Origin of the sequence: Streptomyces sp. NPDC051578 (assembly GCF_044454045.1) — a bacterium.
Classification (GTDB): domain Bacteria; phylum Actinomycetota; class Actinomycetes; order Streptomycetales; family Streptomycetaceae; genus Streptomyces.
In genome coordinates this window covers 550,676-576,394 of the sequence record NZ_JBITDH010000003.1, presented here as the reverse complement: position 1 = coordinate 576,394, position 25,719 = coordinate 550,676, and the positions used below count along the sequence as shown (strand labels likewise).

At 70.5% G+C, this 25,719-nt stretch carries 34 protein-coding genes; 9 read left to right on the top strand and 25 right to left on the bottom strand.

The window, feature by feature from the left end; genetic code table 11:
• Window positions 1-52 precede the first annotated feature (52 nt).
• The 4 genes from ACIA6C_RS18815 to ACIA6C_RS18800 form a co-directional block, all read right to left on the bottom strand.
• Complete coding sequence (locus tag ACIA6C_RS18815; RefSeq protein WP_399277179.1) at window positions 53-883, bottom strand: MBL fold metallo-hydrolase; 831 nt, start codon at window positions 881-883, stop codon at window positions 53-55.
• Window positions 876-1,748, bottom strand: coding sequence for an NAD-dependent epimerase/dehydratase family protein (locus tag ACIA6C_RS18810; RefSeq protein WP_399277177.1), 873 nt, complete (start codon window positions 1,746-1,748; stop codon window positions 876-878). Before ACIA6C_RS18810 ends, ACIA6C_RS18815 begins: the two co-directional genes overlap by 8 nt.
• 66 nt (window positions 1,749-1,814) lie before the next feature.
• Window positions 1,815-2,210, bottom strand: coding sequence for a nuclear transport factor 2 family protein (locus tag ACIA6C_RS18805; RefSeq protein WP_399277175.1), 396 nt, complete (start codon window positions 2,208-2,210; stop codon window positions 1,815-1,817).
• A 10-nt stretch (window positions 2,211-2,220) separates the two neighbouring features.
• Complete coding sequence (locus tag ACIA6C_RS18800; protein WP_399277174.1) at window positions 2,221-2,370, bottom strand: hypothetical protein; 150 nt, start codon at window positions 2,368-2,370, stop codon at window positions 2,221-2,223.
• Between the two features lie 201 nt (window positions 2,371-2,571).
• Here ACIA6C_RS18800 and ACIA6C_RS18795 point away from each other — a divergent pair, with 201 nt between their 5' ends.
• Both ACIA6C_RS18795 and ACIA6C_RS18790 read left to right on the top strand, forming a co-directional pair.
• Window positions 2,572-2,679 carry a LysR family transcriptional regulator gene (locus tag ACIA6C_RS18795; RefSeq protein WP_399277172.1) on the top strand — a complete coding sequence of 36 codons (108 nt, stop codon included), beginning with the start codon at window positions 2,572-2,574 and terminating at the stop codon, window positions 2,677-2,679.
• Window positions 2,676-3,101 (top strand): hypothetical protein, encoded by a 426-nt coding sequence (locus ACIA6C_RS18790; RefSeq protein WP_399277170.1) that lies wholly within the window; start codon window positions 2,676-2,678, stop codon window positions 3,099-3,101. Before ACIA6C_RS18795 ends, ACIA6C_RS18790 begins: the two co-directional genes overlap by 4 nt.
• Here ACIA6C_RS18790 and ACIA6C_RS18785 read toward each other — a convergent pair.
• Window positions 3,061-3,831: an ATP nucleotide 3'-pyrophosphokinase gene (locus ACIA6C_RS18785; protein ID WP_399277168.1), complete on the bottom strand. Its 771-nt coding sequence runs from the start codon at window positions 3,829-3,831 to the stop codon at window positions 3,061-3,063. The genes ACIA6C_RS18790 and ACIA6C_RS18785 overlap by 41 nt on opposite strands.
• A 337-nt stretch (window positions 3,832-4,168) precedes the next feature.
• Between ACIA6C_RS18785 and ACIA6C_RS18780 the strand changes: the two genes are divergently transcribed.
• Complete coding sequence (locus ACIA6C_RS18780) at window positions 4,169-4,909, top strand: alpha/beta hydrolase (protein WP_399277166.1); 741 nt, start codon at window positions 4,169-4,171, stop codon at window positions 4,907-4,909.
• Between the two features lie 432 nt (window positions 4,910-5,341).
• Window positions 5,342-6,004, top strand: coding sequence for a deoxynucleoside kinase (locus tag ACIA6C_RS18775; RefSeq protein WP_399277164.1), 663 nt, complete (start codon window positions 5,342-5,344; stop codon window positions 6,002-6,004).
• Between the two features lie 70 nt (window positions 6,005-6,074).
• On the opposite strand, the gene ACIA6C_RS18770 is transcribed toward ACIA6C_RS18775, so the two are convergent.
• From ACIA6C_RS18770 to ACIA6C_RS18755, 4 genes are all read right to left on the bottom strand, one after another.
• A complete protein-coding gene (locus tag ACIA6C_RS18770) occupies window positions 6,075-6,878 on the bottom strand; it encodes an aminoglycoside 3'-phosphotransferase (protein ID WP_399277162.1) in 804 nt (267 codons plus the stop codon).
• Window positions 6,879-6,962: 84 nt separating this feature from the next.
• The gene (locus tag ACIA6C_RS18765) at window positions 6,963-8,363 is read right to left on the bottom strand and encodes a hypothetical protein (protein ID WP_399277160.1); all 1,401 of its coding nucleotides are present in this window, start codon (window positions 8,361-8,363) and stop codon (window positions 6,963-6,965) included.
• A 410-nt stretch (window positions 8,364-8,773) separates the two neighbouring features.
• Window positions 8,774-9,139: a transposase gene (locus ACIA6C_RS18760; protein WP_399277158.1), complete on the bottom strand. Its 366-nt coding sequence runs from the start codon at window positions 9,137-9,139 to the stop codon at window positions 8,774-8,776.
• An 83-nt stretch (window positions 9,140-9,222) separates the two neighbouring features.
• Window positions 9,223-10,080: an ArsR family transcriptional regulator gene (locus ACIA6C_RS18755; protein ID WP_399277156.1), complete on the bottom strand. Its 858-nt coding sequence runs from the start codon at window positions 10,078-10,080 to the stop codon at window positions 9,223-9,225.
• A gap of 252 nt (window positions 10,081-10,332) precedes the next feature.
• Here ACIA6C_RS18755 and ACIA6C_RS18750 point away from each other — a divergent pair, with 252 nt between their 5' ends.
• The gene (locus tag ACIA6C_RS18750) at window positions 10,333-10,719 is read left to right on the top strand and encodes a hypothetical protein (protein WP_399277154.1); all 387 of its coding nucleotides are present in this window, start codon (window positions 10,333-10,335) and stop codon (window positions 10,717-10,719) included.
• Window positions 10,720-10,871: 152 nt separating this feature from the next.
• On the opposite strand, the gene ACIA6C_RS18745 is transcribed toward ACIA6C_RS18750, so the two are convergent.
• From ACIA6C_RS18745 to ACIA6C_RS18690, 12 genes are all read right to left on the bottom strand, one after another.
• Window positions 10,872-11,039 carry a hypothetical protein gene (locus tag ACIA6C_RS18745; protein ID WP_399277152.1) on the bottom strand — a complete coding sequence of 56 codons (168 nt, stop codon included), beginning with the start codon at window positions 11,037-11,039 and terminating at the stop codon, window positions 10,872-10,874.
• A gap of 26 nt (window positions 11,040-11,065) precedes the next feature.
• Window positions 11,066-11,422, bottom strand: coding sequence for a PRC-barrel domain-containing protein (locus ACIA6C_RS18740; protein ID WP_399277317.1), 357 nt, complete (start codon window positions 11,420-11,422; stop codon window positions 11,066-11,068).
• Between the two features lie 187 nt (window positions 11,423-11,609).
• Entirely contained in the window at window positions 11,610-12,392 is a 783-nt protein-coding gene (locus ACIA6C_RS18735) for a TetR/AcrR family transcriptional regulator (protein ID WP_399277150.1), read from the bottom strand.
• Window positions 12,393-12,475: 83 nt separating this feature from the next.
• Window positions 12,476-12,649, bottom strand: coding sequence for a hypothetical protein (locus tag ACIA6C_RS18730; RefSeq protein ID WP_399277148.1), 174 nt, complete (start codon window positions 12,647-12,649; stop codon window positions 12,476-12,478).
• 90 nt (window positions 12,650-12,739) lie between these two features.
• Window positions 12,740-13,138: a gas vesicle protein K gene (locus ACIA6C_RS18725; protein ID WP_399277146.1), complete on the bottom strand. Its 399-nt coding sequence runs from the start codon at window positions 13,136-13,138 to the stop codon at window positions 12,740-12,742.
• Window positions 13,128-13,349: a gas vesicle protein gene (locus ACIA6C_RS18720; protein ID WP_399277144.1), complete on the bottom strand. Its 222-nt coding sequence runs from the start codon at window positions 13,347-13,349 to the stop codon at window positions 13,128-13,130. Before ACIA6C_RS18720 ends, ACIA6C_RS18725 begins: the two co-directional genes overlap by 11 nt.
• The gene (locus ACIA6C_RS18715; protein WP_399277142.1) at window positions 13,346-14,242 is read right to left on the bottom strand and encodes a GvpL/GvpF family gas vesicle protein; all 897 of its coding nucleotides are present in this window, start codon (window positions 14,240-14,242) and stop codon (window positions 13,346-13,348) included. Before ACIA6C_RS18715 ends, ACIA6C_RS18720 begins: the two co-directional genes overlap by 4 nt.
• The gene (locus ACIA6C_RS18710) at window positions 14,239-14,661 is read right to left on the bottom strand and encodes a gas vesicle protein (protein ID WP_399277140.1); all 423 of its coding nucleotides are present in this window, start codon (window positions 14,659-14,661) and stop codon (window positions 14,239-14,241) included. The genes ACIA6C_RS18715 and ACIA6C_RS18710 overlap by 4 nt, the downstream gene beginning before the upstream one ends.
• Window positions 14,662-14,683: 22 nt before the next feature.
• The gene (locus ACIA6C_RS18705; RefSeq protein WP_361126940.1) at window positions 14,684-14,932 is read right to left on the bottom strand and encodes a gas vesicle protein GvpG; all 249 of its coding nucleotides are present in this window, start codon (window positions 14,930-14,932) and stop codon (window positions 14,684-14,686) included.
• A gap of 101 nt (window positions 14,933-15,033) precedes the next feature.
• Entirely contained in the window at window positions 15,034-15,750 is a 717-nt protein-coding gene (locus ACIA6C_RS18700) for a GvpL/GvpF family gas vesicle protein (RefSeq protein ID WP_399277138.1), read from the bottom strand.
• 3 nt (window positions 15,751-15,753) lie between these two features.
• Window positions 15,754-16,218 (bottom strand): gas vesicle structural protein GvpA, encoded by a 465-nt coding sequence (locus tag ACIA6C_RS18695; protein ID WP_399277136.1) that lies wholly within the window; start codon window positions 16,216-16,218, stop codon window positions 15,754-15,756.
• 51 nt (window positions 16,219-16,269) lie between these two features.
• Window positions 16,270-16,644, bottom strand: coding sequence for a gas vesicle protein (locus ACIA6C_RS18690; protein WP_399277134.1), 375 nt, complete (start codon window positions 16,642-16,644; stop codon window positions 16,270-16,272).
• 211 nt (window positions 16,645-16,855) lie between these two features.
• Here ACIA6C_RS18690 and ACIA6C_RS18685 point away from each other — a divergent pair, with 211 nt between their 5' ends.
• Entirely contained in the window at window positions 16,856-17,902 is a 1,047-nt protein-coding gene (locus tag ACIA6C_RS18685; protein ID WP_399277132.1) for a histone protein, read from the top strand.
• A gap of 3 nt (window positions 17,903-17,905) precedes the next feature.
• A complete protein-coding gene (locus ACIA6C_RS18680) occupies window positions 17,906-19,003 on the top strand; it encodes an SRPBCC family protein (protein WP_399277130.1) in 1,098 nt (365 codons plus the stop codon).
• Window positions 19,004-19,115: 112 nt separating this feature from the next.
• On the opposite strand, the gene ACIA6C_RS18675 is transcribed toward ACIA6C_RS18680, so the two are convergent.
• Window positions 19,116-19,289, bottom strand: a complete 174-nt coding sequence (locus tag ACIA6C_RS18675; RefSeq protein ID WP_399277128.1) for a CsbD family protein — start codon at window positions 19,287-19,289, stop codon at window positions 19,116-19,118.
• A gap of 175 nt (window positions 19,290-19,464) precedes the next feature.
• The gene (locus tag ACIA6C_RS18670; protein WP_399277126.1) at window positions 19,465-20,304 is read right to left on the bottom strand and encodes a class I SAM-dependent methyltransferase; all 840 of its coding nucleotides are present in this window, start codon (window positions 20,302-20,304) and stop codon (window positions 19,465-19,467) included.
• A gap of 362 nt (window positions 20,305-20,666) precedes the next feature.
• Here ACIA6C_RS18670 and ACIA6C_RS18665 point away from each other — a divergent pair, with 362 nt between their 5' ends.
• On the top strand, window positions 20,667-21,536 hold the full coding sequence (locus ACIA6C_RS18665; RefSeq protein ID WP_399277124.1) for an MBL fold metallo-hydrolase: 870 nt from the start codon (window positions 20,667-20,669) through the stop codon (window positions 21,534-21,536).
• Window positions 21,537-21,784: 248 nt separating this feature from the next.
• A complete protein-coding gene (locus ACIA6C_RS18660) occupies window positions 21,785-23,536 on the top strand; it encodes an Imm49 family immunity protein (protein ID WP_399277315.1) in 1,752 nt (583 codons plus the stop codon).
• Between the two features lie 250 nt (window positions 23,537-23,786).
• On the opposite strand, the gene ACIA6C_RS18655 is transcribed toward ACIA6C_RS18660, so the two are convergent.
• Together ACIA6C_RS18655 and ACIA6C_RS18650 are read right to left on the bottom strand one after the other, a co-directional pair.
• Window positions 23,787-24,566, bottom strand: coding sequence for a maleate cis-trans isomerase (locus ACIA6C_RS18655; RefSeq protein WP_399277122.1), 780 nt, complete (start codon window positions 24,564-24,566; stop codon window positions 23,787-23,789).
• Window positions 24,567-24,775: 209 nt separating this feature from the next.
• A complete protein-coding gene (locus tag ACIA6C_RS18650) occupies window positions 24,776-25,672 on the bottom strand; it encodes a LysR substrate-binding domain-containing protein (RefSeq protein ID WP_399277120.1) in 897 nt (298 codons plus the stop codon).
• Window positions 25,673-25,719 lie beyond the last annotated feature (47 nt).

Below are 25,719 nucleotides of genomic sequence, written 5' to 3'. Positions count from 1 at the left end.
GGTCACCGAGGCCGTGCGCCGTGTCACCGGCGCCGGCCGGTGCTCCGCCCGGTCAGGAGCCGGCTTTCATCGGCGGGGCCTGCTCGTGGCGCAGGTAGCGTTCGATGGACCGGGCCAGCACCTCGTTGCCGTCGGCGGGGACCACGCCGTCCCACCAGGCACCGTAGATCCGGTCGAAACGGTATCCGGCGAGCAGTTCGCCGGCGGCGCGGACGGCGTCGGGGCGCTCGGGGACGTGGTTGGCGTAGCTGTACATGATGCTGACCCATCGGGGGTCGGGGCCGACGTTGACGATGTCGCCGGTGAAGAGTGCGCCCCGGCCGGTGTTCCAGTGCAGGACCGCGCTGCCCGGGAAGTGGACGCCCGGGTTGATCAGCGTCAGTTCGTCGGTCAGCCGGTGGGTCCGTCCGCTCCAGAAGCGCAGGGCGGGGTCGGGGCGGCCGACCCACTGCCGGTCGGCCTCGTGCAGGTACACGGGCACGTCGAAGGCATGCGCCCAGTCGGCCATCGTGGAGTAGAAGTGCGGGTGGCTGACGGCGATGGCGGTGATGCCGCCGAGCTCCCGCACTTCGCGGATCACCGCGTCGTCGAGGTAGGGCGCGCAGTCCCACAGCACGTTGCCGGCTGCCGTGCGCAGCAGCAGCGCGCGCTGGCCGATGGCGAACTCGGGCGTGCTACCGACGCCGATGACGTCCGGGCCCTGTGCCTCGAAGCGGCCCCGGTGGCCGTCGGCGCGCAGCTCGGCCAGGGTGGTCCACTGCTGGCCGTCGCGTCCGACGTACTGGCGCTCGTCCAGGCAGACCGGACAGTCGGGGCGCGGGGCGGCGTACTGGGTGCCGCAGGTGCGGCAGACGGGCAGCGTCATGCCGGTGAGGTCAGCCACGGTCGCCGCCGGCCAGCTCGGTGAGGACGTACGGGCGGCTGGGCCGCCAGCCGAGTTCGGCGAGGGCGCGCTGCCCGGACACCACCTGGTTCAGGGCCAGGGCCTCGGCGAACGGGCCGCCCAGGGCCTCGGCGGCCTGCTCCAGCGGCCAGGGCTCGGCGCGGCCGGTGCCGCCCGCGGCGAGGTCGGCGGCCGCGGCGAGCGCCGCGACGGGCACCCCTTCGTGCGCCACGCCGTGCAGCACGCTGCCCTCGTCGGCCTTGGTGACCGCGAGCTCGAAGAGTTCGGCGAGGTCGTCGACGTGCACCATCGGCCAGCGGGTCGCCACCGGGCCGACGTACCGGCCGGTGCCGTGCTCGCGCGCCCAGTCGGTCATCAGGCCGGGAAGGCCACCGCCGTGGCCGTACGCGATGCCGGGCCGCACGACGACGGCGCGCACGTCGTCCCGGCCGGCGGCCAGCACGCGCTGCTCGATCCGCGGGCGGTAGCCGACGATGGCTATGGGGTCGGTCGGCGCGTCCTCGTCGACGGCCGCGTCGCCGGTGGCGCCGAGGACCCAGACACCGCTGGTGTACACGAACGCCCGTCCGGTTCCGCGCAGCCGCTCCGTCAGCGCGTCCACCGCCGCCGCGTCCACCGCCTCGTCGCCGGTCGGCGTGGCGAGGTTGACCACGGCGTCGATGTCGTCGGTGACGGCGGCCCGCAGCGAGGCCGGGTCGGCCAGGTCGCCCGTGAAGGCCGTCGCCCCGGCGGGCAGCCGGCTTGCATCCTTCACGAGATGGACCACCTGGTGGCCCTCCGCCTCGAACCGCCGCACCACGGCCGATCCGATGTAGCCGGTCGAACCCAGCACGAGTGTCTTCATACCCGATTTCCCTTTTTGTAGATGACGTGCGGCTTTGTAGATGACGTGGGGCGAGATGAGCCCACCTCACGGACGTCCGCGCATTCCGGGCGACTGGGCGTCGCCCGTGGTCTTGCCGTAGCCGAGGGACTCGACGATCCGGCCGTCCCGTACGAGCACGAGGCTCACGCCGCGGACGGAGTCGGCCGGTCCGTCACCGAAGCGGTACCGCCAGCGGACCGTGGCCCGTTCACCGGTGACGACGACGGCCTCCGGCTCGAACCGGCCGGCGCGGTCCTCGGCGAGGGTCCGGCAGAACTCCAGGCAGTCGGCGCGCCCTTCGTAGCGGGTCCCCTCGGGGGCCGGGCCTCTCGCCTCCATCACGCAGTCGTCGGCGATCAGCTCGGAGAGGGACGAGGTGTCACGGTCGAGGATGGCCCGGTTGAAGCGGTGGACGACCTCGGCGGTGGTACGGAACGACATGCCGCACCCCTCAGCAGCACCACAGCAGGCCGGTCACCGGTTCCCCTGGTGACCCTCGGCCGCAGCGTCCTCGGCCGCGGTGGCGGGGCAGCTCCGCGGACGCGTCCGGCAGTCCGTCCTGCTGGGCGTGTTCGATCGGTGCGACAACGAGCGGCTTCATGAGAGGTCTCCTTCCCGGGGGCCTGGCCCGCGGGCGTTCCGTCGGGCGGTGCGGTGTACCGCTGAGGGCGCCGCACCGCTCGACGATTGCCGAGCAACGGTTCCGGTCTGCTGTCCGATCTTTCTGCTTCCCGCCGTGCCCATCAACATCGAAGATCAGTAAGGTCCGATAACTCAGGCTTATGACGGGGGTCGGCAGCAGGTGGACATACGCGACATCGAGATCTTCCTGACGCTGGCCGAGGAACTGCACTTCGGCAAGGCCGCCGCCCGGCCGCACCTCACGCAGGCGCGCGCGTCAGTCAGGTGAGCGGGTGTCAGGAACGACAACTCGGCGGTCTGCTGTTCGACCGCTCCAACCGCCGCCAGATCCGTCTGGCCCCGCTCGGCCACCAGCTACGTGCCGACCTGCGGCCGGTCTACGCGAACCTGCGCGACAGCCTCGAACGCGCCCGGATGGCCGCCCGCGGCAAGACGGCGCGCCTACGCGTCGGCATGATGCCGTTCAACGTGCGCGACCTGCACCATTACTGGGAAACCTTCCGTTCCCGCCATCCCCGGTGGCAACTACAGCTGCGCCGGGCGCCGTACGTGGACCCGTTCGCCCGGCTGCGCGAGGGCGACATGGACGTCTTCATCGCCTGGCTGCCGGTGGACGAGGCGGCCGCGCCTGCGCAGCCGCACCCGGCCCTCACCGGACTGCCGGGACGGGCAGAGGGGCGGTGGGGCTGACGGGCGCGGTCAGGCCGTCCGCGCCGGACGGGACGGGGACCGCGGCGAAGACGGCGTCCTGCTGCGCCTGGAGCTCCTTCTTGCGGTCAGGGCTCGTGGAGGGAAGACGCTGTTCCTCGTACAGCAGGTGGGTCACTTCCTGGGCGTGCTTGCTCGCGGGGGTGTGGAACTGCACCTCGAAGAGCTGGCCGGAGCGGGGTGCGCGCCAGCCCGTGTTGAGGCCCTTGTAGCCGGCGGTGCGGCCCCAGGTGTTGGACCACTTGGTGGAGTCGTTGCCCCAGGCGGACAGAAGGGTCGAGGCCGTGGTGACGCCTTGGGTGTAGGTGTCGTCGGGCCATTGCAGGGTGTAGCGGACGGCGTCGCTCAGGCGGGCGAGGACGGTGTCGATGTCCTGCCGGGGCTGTTCCTTGAGGGAGGTGGCGACCTTGCGCTTGAGGGAGTCGGGGGATTTGAGGCGGTGGTCGAAGCCGATGAGGTCGGCTCCCGTGGCCAGGGCGGCGGTGCGCACGTCCGTACTGATCGTCCGCTCGGCCTCCCGCGCCCGGTCGAGGTAGGCGTCGACCTTGCTGTTGTCGGCTGCGTCCAGGGTGAGTCCGCCCTCCCCCTTCCACCCCCCGTCACCGGGGCCGGCCGCGGTCGCGGGCTGGACCCCGGCCGTGAGCACCGCAGCCACCGCTGCGGTCAGCAGTGCGCGGGTGAGGGTGGGTGCGGTGACCTTGTTCTTCGTCATGCATGTCGCCTTCGTAGGGGGTGGAACGGGCCTGCGGCAGCGACAACCGGAGGAAGGGCGTGGAGGTCACGGTGAGGTGATGGGGACTCGGGAAGCCGCGACGTCATCTCCAGCGGCTCTGCACGGTGTGTGTGACGTCCGGCCACGCGGACTCCGTGAAAACCGTTTGGCGGACCGGGGTGGGCCACTGCTACATTTCCGGAGGCCGTGCGAGAGAACGAGGAGGTGGTACCCGTGAACGCAGTATCGACGTGGGTGCTCCCCTCCGGGGTCACGGTCGGGCGATAGACAGGTCGTCCGGGAGCGCCGTTCCAGTGCACTCCCGAAAGGCACGACCATGCATTTCACCTCCGAGCAGCGCCTCGACGACGGCGTCCTCGAACGCGAATTCACCCTCGGCGAGATCCCGGGCATCCTGTGGACGCCCGAAACCGCATCCGCTTCCTCACCGGTACCGCTGATCCTGCTCGGCCACCCCCCGCTCGGGCTGCGCAAGATGTACCCCCGGCTGGTGGCCCGGGCCCGTCACTGCGCGGCGGAGGGTTTCGCCACGGCCACCATCGAGCTCCCCGGAAGCGGCGACCGGCCCGGCTGGCCCGCCCTCGATCAGGCCCGTGCCGATCTGCGCCGGGCGATGCAGGCCGGCGAGCCGGTCGGCGACGGGATCGTCGAGGCCCTCATCCTGCCGCTGGTCGACAAGGCGGTCCCGGAGTGGCAGGCCGCGCTGGACGCGTTCCTGTCGCTGCCCGAGATCGGCGGTCCGGTCGGGTACTCGGGAGGAGTGATCTCCATCGGCATCCGGCTTGCGGTGGTCGAGCCGCGCATCGAGGCCGCCGGACTGTTCGCGGGGAGCCTCGTGCCTCGCGTCATGTTCGAGGAGGCCCGGCAGGTCACCATTCCGCTGCACGTCCTGCTGCAGTGGGACGACGAAGGGAACGACCGGCAGGCGTCCCTGGACCTGTTCGACGCCTTCGGCTCCAAGGAGAAGACCCTGTACGCCAACATGGGCGGGCACACCGGCGTCCCGCAGTTCGCCGGGGACGATGCGGCCCGGTTCTTCACCCGGCACCTGAGGTGACGCCGGGCCGCCAGACCCGCATCGGGCGGTACTGATGCCGGCGGCCTGCCGCTCATAGGGAACGGGCCCCGGCCCTCCGTGACCGTCCACACCGTGGGCCCCTGCCGGATTTCCGGCAGGGGCCCGCGCTGCCGGAGCCTTCGGGTCCTGCCCGGACGCGCGTGAAGGCGCTGCCGGTCCTCGATGGACACCGGCACTCTGGCCTGCATGACCCAAATGGTCATTTAAGATTCAAGGCGGCCGCGGGGCCACGGCTCAGCCCGGCCGATCGATGGGATCGGACCGGGTCTAGGCCTTGGTCCGGGCGAGGACCACATGACGCTGATCATGAAGAACCCGGGGAATCGCGTGACCGCCGGCGGGCCACTCAGTGGTGTGGGGTGCCCAGCCCACCCGTGCAGGAACAGATGATCCCCAGGGGAGAAGTGAGGTATGCCAGTGATCTGCGTCGGAGGCATGATCGGGATCGGCAAGACGAGTGTGGCCGAGCTGCTCGCCAAGGAGCTGGGCAGCGAAGTCTTCTACGAGAGCGTGGACGACAATCCGATCCTTCCGCTGTTCTACACGGCGAGCCCTGAGGAGATCCAGGCCAAGCGGTACCCCTTCCTGCTGCAGCTCTACTTCCTGCAGACGCGGTTCGCCGCGATCAAGGAGGCGTACAAGCAGGGCGACAACGTCCTGGACCGGTCCATCTACGAGGACTGGTACTTCGCCAAGGTCAATCACGACCTGGGCCGGATCAGCTCCCTTGAGATGCAGGTGTACGAGGGGCTGCTGGGCGAGATGATGCGCGAGATCGACGGCCTGCCGTACCGCAAGGCGCCCGATCTCATGGTCTACCTCAAGGCGGACTTCGAGACGGTGCTGCACCGCATCGGGCTGCGCGGCCGCGGTTTCGAGCAGGACGAGAGCCTCGTCGAGTACTACCGGACGCTGTGGTCGGGCTACGACGACTGGGTGCACAAGCACTACTCGGCCAGCGACGTCCTCGTCGTCGACATGAACCACACGGACGTGGTGAACAACCCCGAGGACGCGGCCCGCGTGGCGCGGGAGGTCAAGGTGGCGCTGGCGGCGGTCTCGCACCGAGCCTGAGCCCGGGCCGGCCGCCGAGGCGGCCGGCAACGGCCCCGGTGTGGTGCGGGGCCACCGCGGCCCGCCCTGCTCAGTCCGTCAGTTCCCACAGCAGCCGGTAGTACATGATCCGTTCCGGGTCCGGCTCGACTCCGTAGGCTTCGAGCAGTGCTGCTTCCCATCCGGGGCCGTAGTTCCACTGTGTGCTCCACGTGGCGACAGCCAGGTCGGCCCAGCGGTCCGCGACACCGAGCGTGCCGAGGTCGACGTGGCCCGTCCATGTGCCGTCGTCACCGATCAGGGTGTTCGGCGCGCAGGCGTCCCCATGGCAGACGACGAGCCGGTCGACGGGCGGGACGTCGGCGAGGACTCCGAGGGCGCGCTCGACCGTGCCGAAGTGCCGGAGGTCTTGATGCCAGTCTTCCGGGCTGGTCCGGCCCGCCGCCGCTCGTGACCGCGCATTCTCCAGGCGTATTCCGGCCGACCAGTCGAACGGGCAGTCCGCGACGGGCAGCGCGTCATGGAACGCCCGCAGCCCGGAGCCGACCGCGCGTACGGCGGTGCCGGGGTCGCCCTTCCAGTGATCGTCGACCGCCATGCGTCCGGGCAGGCCGCGGGTGATCATCCAGGACCCCGCTTCGTCGGCGCCCTCACCCAGCACCTGCGGCACCACCGTGAACCTGACCGCCCACCGCAGGCGTGCCACCTCGGCCGCGAGATCGATGCCGCCGGCGACCGGTGTCCACTTCACGAACAGCCGTTCCTCGCCCGAGCCGACTTGGAACGTCAGCCCGCCGCGCTCGTTCTGCCATACGGCACGGACCGGCTCGCCCTCCGCGAGCTCGGTGACGATACGTGGAGGCCGGACCGGTCCGTGCGGCGAGGTGGCGATCATCCGCTCATTCTCGCCAGTGCGGCCGACGGCCGGCCAGCGACTTTTCGGGCACCCCGGCGGCCGCGGCGACGGGTGAGGAGCCGGTCAAGGCCGGGCCAGGATGTCGGTCACCCGGTGCGCGTAGATCACCCGGCCGCAGGGGGAACCGGGGTCCGTGCAGGTCGGGTCCGTGGTGTCCGCGCGGTGTTCGGTCAGCGACCAGAGGTACTGCGTACCGCCCCCCGGCACGCTCTGCCCGTGCTCGAACGACAGGTCCTCGGGACCGACCGCGTTGGTGATGTTGGCGCCGTAGTCCACCAGACGGCCGCCGGAGACGGTCGCCCGGCGCAGGCTGCCGCTGTGGGTGGTCCAACTGCGGTTGAAGTAGTACATGCCGTTATAGCGTGCCGCGCCCTGGGTGAGGTCGCGGGGCAGGTAGAACGCGCTCGTCGCGGTGACCGTGCCGTTGGTCGACCTCAGGAGGCCTGTGCCGTCGTCGATCGGCAGGGTGCCGATCCGGCCCTTCTCGGGGTGCGCGTCGTCGGAGTCGCAGTACTCGCCCATGACCAGAGCAGGAGCGGCGGTGTTGCTGCGGTCGACGGAGATGTAGGACGCCTTCGGCGCTCCGGTCGCCGCACAGGTCCTCGCGGAGGAATTGCCCTGAGCGCTGACGAACTTGTACGAGGCCACCTGCGGCAGCACGTACCGGTACGTGTAGCCGTAGTAGACGTTGTTCTGCCGGCCGATCTGGGTGTCGTCGCGGACGTTGCTCTTGAGGCCGTCCAGCGTGGTGTCGTCCACCGAAGCGTTCTGGTCGGGGTTGAGGTCCAGGATGGAACGCATGTCGAAGACCCTCAGACCGTTCAAGGTGTCCGCGACGTAGAGGTAGTTCTTGTACCAGGCGATGCCGCCCGCGTGGACGTCGACCGCCTTGTAGGAGACGTGGCCGTAACTGTTGTAGTACGGCTCCACCAGGAGGGCGTGACGGTACCGGCGGCCGTCGGGGTCACCCGGGATCGCGGTCTCGGGGTCGAGGAACGACAGCCGCACGCCCTTGCCGCCGGCCTTGTCGTACCAGGCGGTGACCAGTGGCTTGCGGGAGCCCCACAGCTCGTCGGACTGGGCGTCCGAGACACCGGTCATGCCCTGGGGAATCCATTCGTCGGTGGCGGAGTCGCCGGGATCCCAGCAGAGCTTCTTGGCGGGAGCCAGCACCTTGCCGTCGTCGCCCGCGCCGAACGGGTCCGTGGTGCAGGACGCACCCGTCCGCGCGACCCGGTTGCCCTGGTCGAGCAGGTCCTGAACGCCCTGCGTGGGCAACGCCGCTTTCAGGTCGGCCACCTGACCGCTCAGATCCGGTCCGGACTTGAGGTTGAAGGAGGACGCGGTCGCCGGGTCTCCGGGAGCCGCCTGAGCGGGGGAACCGGTCACCGGAACGGACAGGACCACCGCGACTGCGGTGGCGACCCAACCGGCGTACTGTGCAGGGGTTCTACGGGGTGGCATCGCTGATTCTTCGACCTTCGCTCTGGGGAGGGAGCGAGATCATACGCAGGGCCACCGGGACGGCCACCCACCGGGGCATCCAGAGCACCGCGGGTCCGGCGAAGTCCCCCGGGGCGGCAGGGCGTCGAAGTGCCGCCGGGCCGCACCGGGCCGGCGTTGGACAGCCGGCCGGCGCAATGCAGGGAGCCCGCCCAGGGTTTGGCCGCGGGCTCACCGAAGCCCAGGGCCGCACGTTCCTCGCGGTGGCGCCCTCAGCCAGGCCGCACGGCCCTCGATGCCCGCCTGCGGAGCCCATCCGGCCGCAACGCAGCACTCATTCGGCCTGGACCGTATGCGCGGTCGCCCCGCCGGATGTGCGCCGACGGGGTGCGCCGGAGTGGCGTGTGCAGCTCGGCTGAGACCGGCGGCCGCTACCCGAGCCAGGGGCGGTTCCAGTAGTCCGCGGTGTTCCCGTGCCCGGCAGCTCCCTCCGCTGTCCCCGCCTCGGCGCCCTCGCCCTGGGCGGTGGCAGTGCCTTCGGCGGGGTACTGGACGGCGGCGAGAGTGGTGAGGATGTTCTGCCACGTCCCGTCGGTGCTCCACAGGCGCAGGCGCTCCGCGCAGCGGTGCCAGGGTCCGTAGCGGGTCGGCAGGTCGTGCCAGCGGTGGCCGCCGGTCTGTTGCCACAGGATGCCGTTGACGATGCTCCGGTAATCCGGCCCGCCCGGCCCACACCGCGGAAGCAGCCCGCGTACGGCCGCCCATTGCCCATCGTCGAGATCACGGAATGCGTTCACACCAGGTGAACGATCCACCCGCCGTCCCGGGCACGAAACGCGTCCCGGCGAGGAGGGTGACTCCGCCGGACGTGACGTCGCGGTCACGGCACCACCGGTGTCTCCGGTTGTGCCAGGTGGTGCCCCAAGGAGGTTGCGACGTGCTCGACCGCCTGCCCGATCCGCAGGGTTCGGATCAAGCCGGCACGCCGTAGCACTGCGGCATGCCGGCTTGCCGCCGCGTTCGACACGCCGAGCAGTGATGCCAGCTGCCGCCCGGTGACGCCGCCGGACGTGACGATGCACGCCAGCGCGGCCGCTCTGCCCGCGCCCAGCAAGGACCGGAGCGCTGCTTCTCGGCCCGGCTCGATTCGTGGAGCGGGTCCCGCGGGGATCCTGACCGTCAGGTGATCATCGGCCGGCTCGGCCAGGGTGACCCGTGGGCCGAGGGCGACGGCCTGTATCCGGAGCGAGCGCCGGCCGAGTTCGAGGTCCGCGTCGAAGGACGTCGGCAGTTCCAGGATGCCGTGCCGGAACCTGATGCCGTCTCCGAGTTGCCGGAGCATCGCCGAGGCCCCGCCGGCGACGTAGCGGTGGGACAGGTCGACCGTCCTGGCCGTGACCGCAGACCGGATGCCGGAACGCCATGGCTCGACGGCTGTGCTGCGCAGGTGGTCGATGGCGCTCGCCAGGACGTGGCGGGCCCGCTCCTCACCCTCGGCGAGCGCCTTGGTGAAGGGCGTGGGACTGCGACAGGCGAACAAGTGGGAGAGGTAAGGGCGGTCGACACCCTCGGCGAGATCCGGCGACACGCTGCGCGCGTAGAGCTGCGTCAGCAGGTCCTGAGGCCGCCCGTCGCGGGCATGAGCCCTCCCTGCCGCCGTGAGTTCGGCGCCGAAGTCCGGGAGAGAACAGATCCGGACGTTACCTAAACCCTCGGACCCGAGGTGAATCCGTATCAAGGTTGGCCTCCAGTGCACTTGACTCGCCCATCAGGGCTTTTGCGCGTGCAAGACGAAAGCTACCCGTGGCCGCAGGCAACCGAAACGATGCGTATGCACCACGGCACGACACTGTCGGGAACGCGGCCTCGCCGCGGTGCACGCAGGGCAGCTCTCGTCCCGGCCGAACGCCGGGAAATCCCGAACACCGGAATCCCGAACACCGGGAAATCGAAGAAGAGCAACCGGACATTTCATTCTGGAGGCGAATTCATGACTCGTTCACTGCGGAGAGTCGCGGCGATGTCCATCGGCGCCGGCCTGCTGGCCGTGATGGGGACGGGGGGCACGGCGTACGCGGGTTCGACCGGCACGGTCACCCTCACCGTTCCCGGGTGTGTGGGGAAGCTGCACCTCGACGGCGGAGGTTCTTCCAACTGGGCCACCGCCACAGTGCAGTCCACCGGCCCCAACACCTGCTGGATGGCGTTCTGGTCGCGCAACACCGCGACCGGTAATCCGGCGGTCTCCCAGGGGTTCAGCGTCGGCCCGTACTCCGCCGGCGCCGCGGGCTCGCCGTACTACCACGACAGCGTTCACCAGGTCGCCATCTCCATCTCCAACGGGAGCAAAGAAGTCGGCAGCGCTTGGTACAACTAGAACACCGGCGGAGGTCCGGATTTCCGAGCTCCCCGTTCTGGACGACAACGGCCGGCACCCCAACGGGTGCCGGCCTCCCCCCATGGCAGCTCGCCTCCATCGCCGCGGCCGGTGAGGACTCCGTTCGATGAGCGTCCGGGGCGCCTGCCGGGCTATCGGGGCGGGTGCTTGCCGCCTTTGCGGAGTCGGAAGACGATGATGACTATGTCGACGACCAGGACGACCACACCGATGATCAGCAGGTAGAACAACCCCTTGGCGAGCACCCCGACGAATCCGAGGACGACCGCCACGAGGAGCAGGAGCAGGAACAGCGCCATGTCGGCCTCCTTGGGGGGAACGAGGGTCAGCGGCGGGCCAGACGGCGCTCGCCGCCCGCTCCGGGCTGGTAGGGCAGTTCGTAGTGGGTGAAGACCGCCGGCTCACCCTCGGCCGGAAGGACGTCGTCCGTGCCCATGGAGGGGGCGTCCTTGACCACGTTCTTGGAGTGGGCCACCTTCACGTAACCGGGCCCTACGGTTGCTCCGGCCAGGGGTACGAACACCAGACGGCGGCGGGTGGGCAGGCCGACGACGACGGTGGCAAAGGACGGCTGGTCCGTGGCCGTGTCAACGTACACCGACTCCAAGGTGCCGATCTTGTGCCGGTCGGAGTCGATCACCTCGTGGCCGCGCCATTCGCGGATATCACTCGCCTCGAACATCATGATCTCCATTTCTTCCGTACCCATCGTCGCGCCACCTCACCGCATCGGCACCTGGCAACGCCATTCGGCCTATGGCGCCACCCGCCGGTGCGCAGCCCGGGCACCGGGCCGCCCGCCTCCGGGTGACGGTGTAGAGCGGTGCAGCGGGGCCGGCCCGGACGCTCCGTCGGCCCGTCCCCGTTCCTCAGCGGTGGGTACGGGTCGTTCCAGGACCGACGGCGGGGTGGGAGATCCGCTCGGCGAGGCGCAGGAGGTCCAGCTCGGCTTCGTAGAGCAGCGCGGGGTCGAGGCCCATCCCGGCGAAGTGTCCGCTGAGTTCGAGGGAGAGGACCCCGTGCAGGCGGGTCCAGAAGGAGCCGGCCAGGCGAAGGGCCGAGGCCGATGCCGGGCCCGCCGTGGGCGCGTCGTGGAGGTGCTCCGGGCGGACTTCCGACGGCGTCGGCGCGCCGGCGCCGATGGCGGTGGTGGCGCCGATGGCGGTGGTGGCGGTGGTGGCGGTGGTGGCGGTGGTGGCGGTGGTGGTGGCGGTGGTGGCGGTGGTGGCACAGACGTCGAGGACGATGCCCATGATCTCCGAAGCCATGGCGGTGACGTCGGCGGGGCCGCGGTATCCCGGCACGGGTGGGCCGTAGACGAGGAAGTACCGCTGCGGATCGTCGAGCGCCCAGGCGCGCAGCGCGTGCGCCAGTGTGCTGAGGTCGCGCTCATTGCGGGCGGCTGCCGCTCGGAAGGAGCCGACCAGGCTCTGGTAGGCGTCCCGGACCAGCTCGGTGAGGAGTTCGTCGCGGCCGGTGAAGTACCGGTAGAGCGCGGCGCCGCTGAGGCCCATGCGCTTGGCGATGCCGTTGAGGGAGAGGGCGGACGTGCCGGCGGCGGCGATCTGCTCCCGCGCCCGCGCTTTGATCTCGGCACGCACTTGCTGTCGGTACCGCTCGCGGGGGGTTGTCGTCGTAGCTGCTTCGCTCATGACAGCCTCCTCCTCGCGTGTTTCACCCTATCGCTCGCGGGGATCGCTGTGTTTCCCGTCTGTCTGCGGACGCCGGCAGCGGGTCATCCCCTGATCTTGTCTTTGGCCCTTTCCTTCACCTGCCTGGCCTTTCCGCGCGCCTGCAGGGCCGCGCCCTTGGCTTCTGTGGTCCTGTTTCCGACGGCGTGTGCCGTCTTGCGCACGATCCGGCCGATCATCTGCTCGGCGGTCGCCTTCATCTTCTCTGACGCGCTCATCTCTTCGTCGCTTCTTCGTGGGAGGGCGGGGAGGGGGTGGGTGCCTGCCACCGCGGCAGCCAGGCAGGCGGGCGGGAAGGCAGGCGGTTTTCAGTCGCGGGGTGGCAGGAGGGGGCCCAGAGGGCCGAGGTCGAGGTTGAGGTCTTCGAGGGCGTAGCCGTGTTCGGCGCACAGGTCGGAGAGGCTGTCGTGGAGTGCGAGGAGGGTGGCGCCGAGTTCTTCTTCCTGGTCGTCGGTGAGGTCGCCGGCGTCGACGCGGCGCAAAGCCTGGCGTTCGATGAGCTGGCGCAGGAGTTCGATGACGGTGAGGACGAGTTTGAGGAGGTCTTCGCCGACGGTGTCGGGATCGGTGTGGAGGCGGCGGCCGGGTCGGGCTTGCCGGTCATCGGGGGAGGGCGGTGCCTGGGCGAGTCGGAAGGCCTGGGTCAGGCCGTCCCCGACGTCTTGGAGCGGGCGGGGGCGCGAGGGCGGGGGCTGGTCAGGGGCCATCGCGGCCGCCGTCCCGCGCCCGGGTGAGGCCGGTCTCGGAGCTGACGGAGACGATGAGGGCGCGCAGGGAGATCCGGACGAGGTCGATGTCCGCGATGGACAGGACGATGTCGCCGGTGAGGACGACCCCGCCGCTCAGGAGCCGGTCGAGGAGGTCGACGAGGGCGACTTGGCGGCCGGGCAGGGGTTCGCCGCGTTCCATGAGGGTCATGGCGGTGGCTCTTGCGGGTCGGGTGGGCTGTCCGGGGCGGGCACGGCGAAGGAGTAGGGGGCCCAGGGGCCGGTGACCTCGATGCGCAGGTCGGGGAAGTCACCGGCGGCGTCGGCGATGGCGTTCCGGAAGGGTTCGGCCTGGTGATCGGGGACGAGGTAGGCGTCGTTGAGGACGTTTTCCTGGGGGCCGGTGAGTGCGCCGCTCTGGGGTGCGTGGCGTACGCGGCCGGTGGCGTGGCGGGCGGCGATGGCTTCGATGGTGGCGGCGGCCTGCCGGGCTTGCTCGTAGACGGCTTCGCGGGCGTGGTGCTGGGCGCGGCGGGCGTGCAGGTAGGCCTTGCCGGGGCCGGCGGGAGCGGTCCGCGTGGTTTCGGCGCCGTCGCCGGTGCGGGTGCCTGCCGTGGTGGGAGCCGTGAGGTAGATCTTCACGCCGTACTCGGTGTGGGCGTCGAGCTCGTCCAGGCGCCGGGCGAAGGCATGGCGCTGGGCGGTGAGCACATGGCGGGCCCGGCTCTCGTCCTGGTAGACGGTGGCCATGCGCAGGGGCAGGACGGTGGCGTGGGCGGCGAGGGCCTGGACGACGTCGTGGTGGGTGCGGGCCACGTGCTCCAGCCATTCCAGGTCTTCGAAGTGGTTCTTGAGGGCGTGCTCGTTGAAATCGGACTCCGGTACCTCGCTGGTGGCGAAGGCGGGCGCGGCGGGTACTGCGCCGGAAGCGGTGGGGGCACCGCGGCCGGCGTCCGGGTCCGCTGCGACGCCGGTGGGCGGACCGGGGAGCAGGAGGCGGACGGGTGCCCCGCCGATGCCCTGGAGGGTGGCGAGGGCCTCGGCCAGCCGGCCGGTCGGCCGGGTGACGGCGTAGACGTAGGTGAGGGTGGCGTGCGTATTCACTGCCGGCTCCCCCGTCGCCGCCTGGCCGTCCGGCTGTCCGGCTCTTCACCGGGGACGTCTTCTTCCGCTTGTGGCCTGGCCTCTGCGATCTGTCCGCGCAGGGCTTCGAGCTCGGCGCGCAGACGGCGGTTCTCCTGTTCAAGGGGGCTTCCGGTGTGCCGGCTGGACAGGGAGGGGTCGTGCTCCCACCAGTCGATGCCCATCTCCTTGGCCTTGTCGACAGAGGCGATCAGGATCCGGAGTTTGATGGTCAACAGCTCGATGTCGAGGAGGTTGATGCGGATGTCGCCGGCGATCACGATGCCCTTGTCCAGCACCCGCTCAAGGATGTCGGCGAGGCTGGAGGTGGAGGTCTGCCCGTAGGGCACCGGCGCGCGGGAGGCGAAGGTTCCGGGGCGGCCGGGCAGGGATTCGGTCACGGTGGCGCTCCCCCTTCCGCTCTCAGGACGGCTGTCCGCGGTACTGGGCGATCTCCGACAGACGGTCGATGAGTTCGTCCTCCTGCCGGTCGAAGGTCTCCTGGTCGATCTCCCCCCGGAGCAGTTGCTGCTCCAGCTCGCCCAGGCGGCGCCAGACGGGTGCGGGGTCGTAGTACTCCTGTTCCGCCTGATCGACTACGCGCTGGGCAACCCAGGTGACGGCCCGAACCGGCGCCATGGGGAGCGTCAGCAGGTGGGTCAGCAGTCCCATGGTCTTCCTCTCCTCACGTTCAGGGTGTGCATCCCCGCGTCCGGGGTTCATGTCCTCGCGTTCGGGGATCGTGCGGAATGCGTCAGACGAGGCGGGATTCGTCAGACGAAGCTGTAAGGGGGCAGGGGGCCGGAGAACCGCAGGTCGACGCCACTGCCGATCTCGCGGGACAGGTTGGCCTGCGCGGTGCGGAACTCCTGCGTGTGCTCCTCGGGCACGAGGAGCGAGAGGTTGAGGAAATCGCTTCCCGACGCGGGGCGGGCGAGTTGGTCGCGGGAGAAGGGGACGAGCGCCTCGGTCAAGCCGGCCGCCAGGGCCTCCTGCCGTGCCCGTACCTCGCCTGCCACCAGTTCGCCCAGGGCGAGCGGCAGGCTGGGATCCCGGTCTCCGGCGCGGATGCGGTCGTTGAGTTCCCGCGCCTCGGGCACGTCCTCCAGAACCTGCTGCAGCAACGGTGCCTCATCGGCCTGCGAGGCCCGCACGTGGTATTCGGCGCAGCCCTCCAGGCGTTCGAGAGCCCTGAGGTAGCCGTCGGCGTCGGACTCCAGGGCCTGGGAGACCGCGAGGTCATCGGTGGCGATGTAGCCGAACTGCAGCGGCAGGACCGTCCCGTCGGCCATCAGCCGTTCCTGAACCTCCTGGTGCGCGGCCAGATCACGGCGTTTGGGCCGGATCTCCTCGCTGACGTCGCTGACCACCGCACACAGCGGTCCGGCCGTGACCGTGCGCAACGGTGCGGGCTCGGAGCCGACGCCGTTGACGCCGTCCAGGCGACGGGGATGGTCCTTCGCGGTGATCGAGTACACGTAGAGCGCCATGTGTCACTCCTTCTCCCGGCGTACGGGGCGCCGAGCCGGACGACGTCGCCTGGGCGCCTCGACCTCTTCTTCCTCTTCCTCCTCCTCGGGCTCCTTGGCCTTGGAGGATGTGCCGGTCAGGGACTCGGTCACCGCTTCGACGGCCCCGCTCAGCGCCCCCTTGCTCTTCCCGCGGGCTCCTCCTTCGAGCATGTTGCTCATGACGTCAGGCAGCTGGGCGGGAGCCTTGCGGCCGGCTTCGAGGTCGAGCCGGTTGCAGGCCTCCGCGAAGCGCAGGTAGGTGTCCACGCTGGCCACCACGATCCGCGCGTCGATCTTGATGAGCTCGATGCCCACCAGGGACACGCGGACGAAGACGTCGATGACCAGACCGCGGTCGAGGATGAGCTCCAGGACGTCGTAGAGGCTGCTCGTGCCGCCTCCCTGCCCTCGGGCGACGGGGCTGCCGCCCTGCGGCACCATGGTCATGGCGCCTCCTTCCGCCGGCCTGCACCTGCTCTCAGGTCAGCCGGTCTGCTCTCAGGTCAGCCGGTCGATCGTGCCGCGGCTGTAGCGGCGGGTGCGTTCGTAGGAGATCAGCTCGCCGTCCTCGTCCAGCGCGACGCGATAGCTGGCCATCACGCTGGTCGTCTCCGGGATGCGTTCCAGCTCCACCACCTCCACCTGTGCCACCCAGCCGTCCTCGGTCGGCTTCAGCGAGGAAACGGATTCGGGGAGGCGGCCCAGGAGTTCAGCGAGCTGTGCGGCCGCGGCGCGCATCGCCGCAGCGGCTCCGGGCACGCCCGAACGCCGCCGGGCCGCGGCCCGCCCGGGCGGCTGCCTGTCCCGCTGTTCGCCCTCACCGCCGGCTCGTGAAGAAGGCCGCCGGGGGCGCGCAGGTTCCGCTGCGGCCATATACCACTCCCTTGGGGAGAAGGCCTCACAGAAACTAGAATGTCACTAAATCTGCGCATAAGTCTTGCATCTGGGGCAGGAGCTTGTGAAAGACCGCCCGGGCAGGGACCGCCCGGGCAGGACCCCGTTTCGCCGGCCGGCAGCGCGAACACGGTCCGTGGGCTGCGGGCGGCAACACGAAGGATTCTCAGCGCCTCGGTAGGGGATGATCATGGAGGACACGACCAAGATCGCGCTTGCAGCCGCTGTGGCTGGGGGCTATGTACTCGGCCGGGCGAAGAAGGGCCGCCTGGCGTTCACCATGGCGACCTACCTCGCCGGCCGCCGCTTCGGGCTCGAACCCGGCCAGCTGCTCAAGGAAGGCGCCTCACGGCTCAAGGAAATGCCGCAGTTCGCCGATCTCGGCGAACAGCTGCGCGGTGAGGCCCTCGACGCCGGCCGGCAGGCGCTGGCCACCGCGGCCAACCGCAAGCTCGCCGACCTCGCAGGCTCCCTCCACGAGCGCACCCTGGAACTCAGTGGCGGCGGCGGCCGCCGCTCCCGCGAGGACGAAGACGAGGACGAGGGCGAGGAGCCCTACGAGGACGAGGCCGAGCAATACGCGGAAGAAGACGAGGACGAAGAGGGCTACGAGCCCGAAGCGGAAGAAGAGAGCGAGGAGGAACCGGAAGAGGCAGAGGAAGAAGAGGAGGGCGAGCCGGAGGAAGAGGAAGAGGAAGAGGAAGAGGAGCCTGCGCCACCGCGACGGAGGCGGACCGCGGCGCGAGCCGCCAAGAGAGCCGCTCCCGACCGAGCGGCCGGGCAGCGGTCGAGGACCGCCGAGAAGACCGCTCCCCGGACGCCCGCCAAGAAGGCCGCTCCGGCCGCCCCGGCCAAGAAGGCGGCCCCTGCCAGGAAGGCGGCGGCCCCCGCACGGCACGCAGCGGCGAGGAAGGCACCGGCCAAGAAGCCGCCGGCCGAGAGCGCCGCGCCCGCCAAGCACGCCGCGCCCGCGAAGAAGAGCGCGGCGAAGAAGAGTGCGACGAGTGCGACGAAGAAGACCGCCAGCGGCAGGCCGGCAGGGAAGAAGGCCACGCCCGCCAGGAAGAACGCAGCCACGAGAGCGCCGTCCAAGACGGCTGCGAAGAAGGCCAGCAGCAGCGCCCCGCGCAAGAGCAGCACGACACGCGCACCCGCCAAGAAGACCGCCAGCCGTAGCCCTGCACGCAAGACGGCCGCGAAGAAGACCGCGGCCCGCAAGCCGTCCACGCGGAGGTAGGCCATGGCAACCTCAGACCGCTCCAGCCGACAAGAGTCCGGCAGTGGGCTGGACCAGCTGCTGAAGGAACTGACCGGATACCTCGCGGCGCAGGCCGACCAGCTGGCCGACAAGGCCACCGACAAGGTTTCCGACCTCACCGACCAGCTCTACGACGTCGCCGACAACGGCGGCACGCTCTCCGACGTCGCGGGCATCGGCGGCCGCCTCCTGCAAGGCGACTCCCCCCTGAAAGCCATCGCGGGCCAGAAGCTCGGTGACCTCAAGGACAAGGTGACCGACACCTTCTCCCAGGCCTTCGGCAAGGGGCGAGGCCGCAAGAGCGGCGGCGGCAAGGTGGTCAACATCGTCGAGGCCATCGACGTCGGCCTCCCCCTGCGCAGGGTCTACGACCACTGGACGCAATACGAGGATTTCAGTGGCTTCGCCAAGGGCGTCCGCGACGTCTCCCGCGACGACGAGATCAACAGCGACTGGAAGGTGAAGGTCGGACCCTCCACCCGCAGCTGGAAGGCAACCGTCCAGGAACAGGTGCCCGACGACCGCATCGTGTGGACCTCCCAAGGGGCAAAGGGCACCACGCGCGGCTGCGTCACCTTCCACGAACTCGCCCCCTCGCTGACGCGCATCGTCATCGTCGTCGAGTACCACCCCTCCGGGCTGTTCGAGAAGACCGGCAACCTGTGGCGCGCCCAAGGCCGCCGCCTGCGCCTGGACCTCAAGCACTTCCTGCGCTACACGATGCTCTCCACCGACGAACCCGAGGGCTGGCGCGGCGAGATCCGCGACGGCGAAGTCGTCCGGACCCACGAGGAGGCCCTTGAGGAAGAGGAGCAGGCCGAGGGCGGGGACCAGGACGAATACGAGGACGAGGACGAATACGAGGACGAGGAGGACGACGGGGCGGAGGAAGGAGCCGAGGAGGGGGAAGAGTACGCGGACGAGGACGAAGGCGGCCAAGGCCAGGAAGAGGGCGACGAGGACTACGACGAGGACCAGGAATACGCCGACGAGGACGAGGAAGAACCCGAGGAGGAGGACGAAGAGGAACAGTACGAGACGTCCCCGCCCCGCAGGCGACGGCGCCGAAACGCCTCATGAGCTCTGCTCCGCTCCCCCTACGAGCGGACGGGCCGGACACGGGTGAGGGCCGACAGGATCGTCCTGCCGGTCCTCACCCCGCCCCCACACCCCTCGAATCACACCCCTCGCGTCAGTGCTTGAGCGTGTCCTTCGCCTTCTGAGCGGTCTGCTTGGCGTCACCGGCCGCCTGCTCACCCCGCCCCTTGATCTCCAGGCTCTCGTTTCCCACAGCCTTGCCCGTGGTCTCCTTCAACTTCCCCTTGGTCGTCTTCGCTACGTTGTTGGCCTTCTTGCCTGCACCCATTCCTCTCACCTCCGCCCCGATCAGCGCGGAGCAATACGGTCCTGCGGAGTCCCCTACCCCTCACGAAAATCAATACTCATTACGGACGATTCCGACATGGACGCCGCTGCCTCGTCGTCCGTCAGGCCTTGATCCCGGGACAGGGAGCGCCACGCCGAGAACGCCGCGGCGTGCCCTATCCCGGCCGGCTCGCCGTGACGACGTAGTAGTCGAGGATTCGCCGCTCGTAGGCTCGTAGGAAGTTGCGCGGCCAGGTGTCCGGAGCCCACCACTGGCCGAGCCAGAGGTCCCATCCGGGCCAGACGTGGTGCCCGATCGATTCGACGCGCACGTTCGTGAGGCCGGCCCTCGTGAACGCATCCGCGAGCCCCTCCACCGGCCGGGCGATGTCCAGACCGTTCGCATACGTGTCCAGCAGTCGTGCAAGTTCCTCGGGTCGACCGGGCTCGTCGTCCACGGTGAAGAAGCTGGCGACGGCCACCCGGCCGCTCGGTCGCAGCACCCGCGAGGTCTCCGCCGCGAAGGCGTCGAGGTCCGGGAAGTGCTGGGCGGCCTCCACACTGATCACGGCATCGAACTCGCCGTCTTCGACCGGCATGCGTTCCGCGGCGCCCAGTACGAACCCCAGCCGTCCCGGCTGTACCCGAAGCAGACCTGCGTGCGCGCCGCGGGCCCGCTCCAGTTGCTCCGGATGGATGTCCAGGCCCGTGACCGCCGCGGAGCCGTATTCCCTCAGGGCCACCACGCACCCCATGCCGAGCCCGCAGCCCACTTCCAGAACCTTCGGCTCGTTCGGCAGCCCGGCAGCGTCCAGGACGTGCCGGTAGAGGTCCTCCTGGCTGCGGATCCGCTCCGCCTCGCCGAGCAGGAGCCCGAGGTCGATCGCGCGCCAGTACCCGAAGTTGATGAACCCCCCGCCGAAGATCGGGTTCCCGCCCAGATCAGCCGGACCGTACGTCTCCTGCACCACGGGACGCATGGCGGGACGAGCCCGCTCAGCACCGTCGTCTGCCACTGTGCCGCACCTCCTGAAAGCGCAACCACCGCCTCATGAGCGGCCCTTGGCAGTCCTGTGCCACCCGCGAGAGCCGCTCAACCGTGACAACGCCGCACACGGCGGACGGGTGACGGTCAGCCTTGGGCGCGGGCCTGGACGGACGGGGAGTACGGGCAAGCGGTACCGACCTTCCCGCGCAGCTGCGGAAAAGCGAGACCCTCGGCGCCGGCCCCCGCTGAGCGGCGCCGTGGACGGGTTCGCGCAGAACGTGTCGGGTGCAGAAGTACAAGAGGGGCAGGTCCTACCGAATCTCCCTGCGGCTGGGGTATCCCTGAAAGGCGCCCCGATCGGGGTCGATTCCCCCAGCGAGGAGACCTGCCGTGGACGGCTGGTACGTGGACGACCGTTGCTTCAACTGCGATGTCGCGCGACAGCTCGCGCCCGATCTGATCGGCGAGGCTGACGGAAGGTCCCGGGTCCTGCGCCCGCCGCGCGACGAAGCGGAGACGCGGCGCCTGCACGCGGCCGTCTTCGCCTGCCCCACCCGCTCGATCCGTCCCGCCTCCGGGCAACCCGACCGGCGGCTCGATCCCTTTCCGATGGCTTTGGACGGTGGCGTACTGCTGTGCGGTCACAACTCGCGGCACACGGCGGGGGCGAATTCCTACTTGCTCCTGCGGCCCTCCGGCACGGTCATGATGATCGACACTCCGCGGTGGAGCAGTGGACTCGCCGAGCGTTACGCGGCGTCGGGCCCGGTCACCGATGTGCTGCTCACCCACCGTGACCACGCCGCCCACGGCCGCCGCTACGCGGACCATTTCGGCGCCCGGCTCTGGATCCACGAGGGCGACCTCGATGCGGCGCCGGACGCGGACGAGGTGATCCGGGGTCTCGAACCTCTGGAGATCGGTGAGGGCGTCACCGCACACCCGCTGCCCGGCCACACCGCGGGCAGCGTGCTCTACCTCGCGGATGACCGGTACTGCTTCAGCGGAGACAGCTTCTATTGGTCCCGTACCACCCGGGATCTGGAAGTCGCGGATTGCGTGACCTGGTACTCCATCGAGGAGTTGGCCACCTCGCTGGCCAGAACAGCCGGACGGCTGCGATTCGAATGGGTCCTGCCGGGTCACGGCGACCGCCGGCGGCTGTCCACCGACGAGATGTCCCGGCGGCTGAGTACGCTGGCGGAGCGCACTCGGCAGTTGCAGCCGCGGCCGGTCGACTTCACCGCCGTTCGCTGGTGAGGGAGCGGCCCCACCGCAGCCGTTCCCCCGCATGCAAACGGGCGTGCACAAGCGAGTGCCTGCGGCGACGGCGTTCAGCTTGTCCGGGTTGGCATCCACGACGGGCGGCTTCGCGCTGAGCGCCAACCTGCCGCGGTGTCGCGGCCGGGACCGGGTCCCCGTCAGCCGTCGGTCTGTCAGACCTCGTGCCTATGCTGGTCCGGAGATTCGATCAAGGAGTAATTGCGGTGCGGATAGAGCGTCACCACGTGGGCGAAGCGGCCGTCTCAGCGGCTCGCCAGGACTTCACCCAGCGCATCGGGGGACAGGTGCGGTCCATGTCGAGGGCCGGACGCATCGCCACCTACGAGTGGCAGTCCATCGCCGAGGGGTTCCTCGACTACCTGGGGGCACTGTCCGTCGAGACGCCCGACCTTGGCACGGCGGAGGCCCGGGCCGCGTTGAAGGACGCCGCGGAGGCCGCCGCAGGCGCCGTCGCCTACGCCGCGTACCACCCGCACTGCAGCTTCCAGGTCTTCCTGGACTACGTGAACTTCGGCATGAGCTACGACCCGGGTTCGGATGCGCCGGAGGAGAGCGTCACGCCCGGGGAATGGGTCGAAGCGCTCTGTCTGACGGTCCTCAGGGACAGGGCGCAGGAACACGGCGAGGCTTTCCACTTCGCCCGCGAGAAGTTCGCCGAGCAGGCGCTGGGGACGCCCGCCGGGGAGCTCGCCACCGGACTGATGGCCGTGGTCCTGGACGACACCGGCGACGACGAGGAGTACCCGCCGAGCGCGCAGGCCAAGCTCACGGCCGTCGACGCCGCCCTGGACCGGGTCCGTATCCGCGCCCATGAGAGCGGCGAGCCCCTTCTGGAGCGGCCGGACAGCGCCGCGCTGCGCACGGTGCGCGCCCTGGCCGCCGAGGACCGGCAGGCATTCGACGCCGCGTTGGCCGACCTCCTGGCCGGGTACGCCGCCGCGCACGGTCCGGCGGCCTCGCCGCGGTCTCTGCTGCCGCTCGTCCCCATCGCCCTCGCCGCGTTCGGCTACCGGACTCTGGGCTGGGTACCCGCCGTGCACACCGAGTACCTGCCGCACGCGCTGGTCACCGGTTTCGAGACGCGCGGCCCGCGGGTCGCGGGGTTCGGCCGCAACCGGCGGCCGGACGCGGTCGCCGCCCTTGCCGCGGGGCCGCTGGTGGTGGAACGGCCTCCCTGCGAGCGGGCCGTTGACGCGAGCGTCACCGCCTGGTACGAGGAATCCCTCGGGAAGGCGTTCACCGCGGCCGAGGGAGAGCCTCTTGCCGTCCGGCGGCTCGCAGGCGTCATGAACGATCAGGCACGCCTCTTCAAGTGGCGTGCGGGAGATCCCGCCGGTGTGACGGACGGGCAGCTCCTGGCGCTCAGGCGGGCTTCCCAGATGGGAGCGGCCTTGTTCCGCATTGGTCTCGCGGAGCCGGGCACCCAGGTCGAAGTGAGCGTCGACGGATGCACGCTCGGCTACCCGGCCCGCCGGGGCGACGAGCTCTGCGCCGGCAACTGGCAGCTGGCCGTCGCCTTCGCCCTGATCACCGGCGTACGCGAGGACCTCGCCCCGCTCGTCCTGACCGGCCCGGCCTTCGCCCGTCCGGACGGTTCCGCGTTCAGCGCGTACCGCGAAGCCTTGCACGCCTACCTGACGGGCACCGATCCCGAAGCGGCCGCGCAGCGGGCGTTGGACCAGGCCGAGAAGGCCCGGGACTGGGGCTTCGACATGCCGCCGGCCGTGCTGCTGTCCCAGCTGGTGGAGGGCGACGAGGAGAGCTTCAACCTGGCTCTGGCCGACGCGCTCGAAGCTCACCGCGAGTACTACGGGGTCGCCGACCGCGCCGACGATCCGGACGTCTCCGTCAACCTCGACGTCCTCGCCCTTGCCTGCCACGCCCGTCGTCGCGGCTGGGCGGTACGCGTCGAATCCCCCTACCTGCCGGAGGACCTCCTGCGGGCTGCCGAACCCTTCGGGAAGCGCAGCGTCTGACGACGCCTGCTACCAGGCTGCGCCAGTGGGCCTCACCGTCGCGCGGCTGTCGGCGGCGGCCCGGCAGGCGTCGGCGGCGCTGGGCGAAGCAGTCGAACAGGACAGTGAGTTGCTCGGGGGTGCAGCCGGCGAGGAGCTCGCCGATCCGCGGCGCCACTGCCCTGCGGACGGCCGCCGGATCAGCGGCCTTCCCGGGCGGGGGCAGCCTCCCCTGGGCCCCGCCGAAGGACCGGCCCGGAAGACGGTGGTGTCATCGGTCGGCAGTGCGCGAGAACAGTCGCCCGTACCCGTCGATGCCGACGGCTGCGCTCCCGGCAGCGCGGAGAGCGGCCCACAGCAGCACCTGGTTGGCCGTCAGCACGGTTCGTCCCAGCGTCCCCTCCATGCTCTCCACCACTCCGACGGCCCGGAACCCGTTGCCGCCGATGACGACGGCCTCGGCCTCGGCCGGTACGTGGGCGACGACCCAGTCGTGCAGTTCGGCGGGCCGGATCAGTTGCTGCCCGCTGGGCAGCGCGCAGGGAGCGGCATACACCACGTCGAAGCCCGCGGCTTCGTAGTAGGCCCGGCCGAGTCGGTCCAGTTCCGCGCTGAACCACGGCGGGTCGACCAGGGCGATGCGGGACGCGCCCACGGCCCGCAGCGCCAGGGTCGTCGCGGAGCAGGTGCCGACGACCGGCAGGCCGTGCGCCCGGGCGGACAGCCGGTCCAGCATCCGCGCCTCGGCTTCGGCCCCGATCACGTACGCCGAGCTGGTGAACGCGAACGCGAGCACGTCGACGGGGGCTGCGGCCAGCAGCTCCGCCGCGGCGTCGACATGGGGAGGTTCGGCGAAGGCCCGTACGGGAGCGAGCGCGATCGTGGGATCCATGGCCCCGCCCGACCGCATCGCGCCGAAGGGGACCCTGGCCGCATGGATACCGATGTCGTCGGGCGCCATGGCCCGCAACTCGGACTCCGGTCCTACGTCGGCATGCGGGGTCAGCACTCCGATCCGCACCCGCGTGTCCCATCCGTCGGGTCGGTACACGCTCTTCGCCCTCCGTATCCGCAGCAGCAGGCTTCTGAGGATCCATCATGTCCCCGGCGGCGCCCGACCGCGTGGATCCGCCACGTCCGCGGGTCCGTCGACCACCCGTCCGCGAAAGACATCACCGCCCCGCGCCACCGCATCACCACGTCACCGCTCGGACCGCATGGTCGAACTCCCCGACGGACGGCGTCGGTGGGCCGAGGAGCTCACGGCTCGCCGTCGTCGAGTCGTGCTGCCTGGGCGCGCAGCCACGCGAGCAGGAGGGAGATCCGTACGTCGTCCTCGGGCGGACGGCGGCTGAGGAGGTGGTAGCCGGTGCCGTCGGGGGCGAAGCCGTGGGGGGCGGCGAGTTGTCCTCGTGCCAGGTCATCGTGGACGAGGGCGTAGGGGCCGATGGCGGTGCCGACGCCGGCTGCGGCGGCCTGCAGCGTCAGGTAGAAGTGTTCGAAGGTCTGCTCGGAGCCTGCCACGGCCGTCATTCCCGTGACGCGCCGCCAGTCGTCCCACGCCCCGGGTCTGGTGGCGCTGTGGAGGAGGACGCCCGCCGCGATGCCGTCCGGGGCGGTGGCGCTGGGTGCGAGGTCGGGGCGGCAGACCGGCCCGATACGTTCGGGGAACAGGAGGGTGCTGCTCAGCCCCGGTGGGAAGGGGAAGTCGTCGCGGCGGATCGCGAGGTCGGCGTTGTCGCGGTCCGGGTGGAAGGGGCCGCCTCCCGCGGACAGGCGCAGATCGAGGTCGGGGGCCTGTGCGGTGAGGTCCGGCAGGCGCGGGATGAGCCAGCGCATCAGGAGGGTCGGCTCGCAGGAGAGGGTGAGCGGCCCGGTGATCGGGCGCCGGGAGATCAGCCGGGCGGCGGTGTCGATCTGGTCGAGGGCGTCGCGGACGACGGCTGCGAGCTGCCGCGCCTCGGGGGTGGGGCTCAGGGTGCGCGTGCCGCGCTCGAACAGGGTGAGGCCGAGGGCTCGTTCGAGATTCTGGATCTGACGGCTGACCGCGCCGTGGGTGACGTGGAGCTCTCGGGCGGCGGCGGTCATGCTCGCGTGACGGACGGTCGCCTCGAAGGGGAGCAGGGTGTTGAGCGGGGGGAGGTCGGGCCGGCGCATGTGTGAAATCTACTCACACCTCTCGTGAGAACGAATCGTTTGTCCAG

Bases quoted from the DNA above. Each gene is read 5' to 3' on its own strand.
- ACIA6C_RS18810 (WP_399277177.1), bottom strand. From the start codon at position 1,748: ATGAAGACACTCGTGCTGGGTTCGACCGGCTACATCGGATCGGCCGTG.
- ACIA6C_RS18805 (WP_399277175.1), bottom strand. From the start codon at position 2,210: ATGTCGTTCCGTACCACCGCCGAGGTCGTCCACCGCTTCAACCGGGCC.
- ACIA6C_RS18800 (WP_399277174.1), bottom strand. From the start codon at position 2,370: ATGAAGCCGCTCGTTGTCGCACCGATCGAACACGCCCAGCAGGACGGA.
- ACIA6C_RS18785 (WP_399277168.1), bottom strand. From the start codon at position 3,831: ATGACGAAGAACAAGGTCACCGCACCCACCCTCACCCGCGCACTGCTG.
- ACIA6C_RS18780 (WP_399277166.1), top strand. From the start codon at position 4,169: ATGCATTTCACCTCCGAGCAGCGCCTCGACGACGGCGTCCTCGAACGC.
- ACIA6C_RS18775 (WP_399277164.1), top strand. From the start codon at position 5,342: ATGCCAGTGATCTGCGTCGGAGGCATGATCGGGATCGGCAAGACGAGT.
- ACIA6C_RS18770 (WP_399277162.1), bottom strand. From the start codon at position 6,878: ATGATCGCCACCTCGCCGCACGGACCGGTCCGGCCTCCACGTATCGTC.
- ACIA6C_RS18765 (WP_399277160.1), bottom strand. From the start codon at position 8,363: ATGCCACCCCGTAGAACCCCTGCACAGTACGCCGGTTGGGTCGCCACC.
- ACIA6C_RS18750 (WP_399277154.1), top strand. From the start codon at position 10,333: ATGACTCGTTCACTGCGGAGAGTCGCGGCGATGTCCATCGGCGCCGGC.
- ACIA6C_RS18745 (WP_399277152.1), bottom strand. From the start codon at position 11,039: ATGGCGCTGTTCCTGCTCCTGCTCCTCGTGGCGGTCGTCCTCGGATTC.
- ACIA6C_RS18740 (WP_399277317.1), bottom strand. From the start codon at position 11,422: ATGTTCGAGGCGAGTGATATCCGCGAATGGCGCGGCCACGAGGTGATC.
- ACIA6C_RS18735 (WP_399277150.1), bottom strand. From the start codon at position 12,392: ATGAGCGAAGCAGCTACGACGACAACCCCCCGCGAGCGGTACCGACAG.
- ACIA6C_RS18730 (WP_399277148.1), bottom strand. From the start codon at position 12,649: ATGAGCGCGTCAGAGAAGATGAAGGCGACCGCCGAGCAGATGATCGGC.
- ACIA6C_RS18725 (WP_399277146.1), bottom strand. From the start codon at position 13,138: ATGGCCCCTGACCAGCCCCCGCCCTCGCGCCCCCGCCCGCTCCAAGAC.
- ACIA6C_RS18720 (WP_399277144.1), bottom strand. From the start codon at position 13,349: ATGACCCTCATGGAACGCGGCGAACCCCTGCCCGGCCGCCAAGTCGCC.
- ACIA6C_RS18705 (WP_361126940.1), bottom strand. From the start codon at position 14,932: ATGGGACTGCTGACCCACCTGCTGACGCTCCCCATGGCGCCGGTTCGG.
- ACIA6C_RS18700 (WP_399277138.1), bottom strand. From the start codon at position 15,750: ATGGCGCTCTACGTGTACTCGATCACCGCGAAGGACCATCCCCGTCGC.
- ACIA6C_RS18695 (WP_399277136.1), bottom strand. From the start codon at position 16,218: ATGACCATGGTGCCGCAGGGCGGCAGCCCCGTCGCCCGAGGGCAGGGA.
- ACIA6C_RS18690 (WP_399277134.1), bottom strand. From the start codon at position 16,644: ATGGCCGCAGCGGAACCTGCGCGCCCCCGGCGGCCTTCTTCACGAGCC.
- ACIA6C_RS18685 (WP_399277132.1), top strand. From the start codon at position 16,856: ATGGAGGACACGACCAAGATCGCGCTTGCAGCCGCTGTGGCTGGGGGC.
- ACIA6C_RS18680 (WP_399277130.1), top strand. From the start codon at position 17,906: ATGGCAACCTCAGACCGCTCCAGCCGACAAGAGTCCGGCAGTGGGCTG.
- ACIA6C_RS18675 (WP_399277128.1), bottom strand. From the start codon at position 19,289: ATGGGTGCAGGCAAGAAGGCCAACAACGTAGCGAAGACGACCAAGGGG.
- ACIA6C_RS18650 (WP_399277120.1), bottom strand. From the start codon at position 25,672: ATGCGCCGGCCCGACCTCCCCCCGCTCAACACCCTGCTCCCCTTCGAG.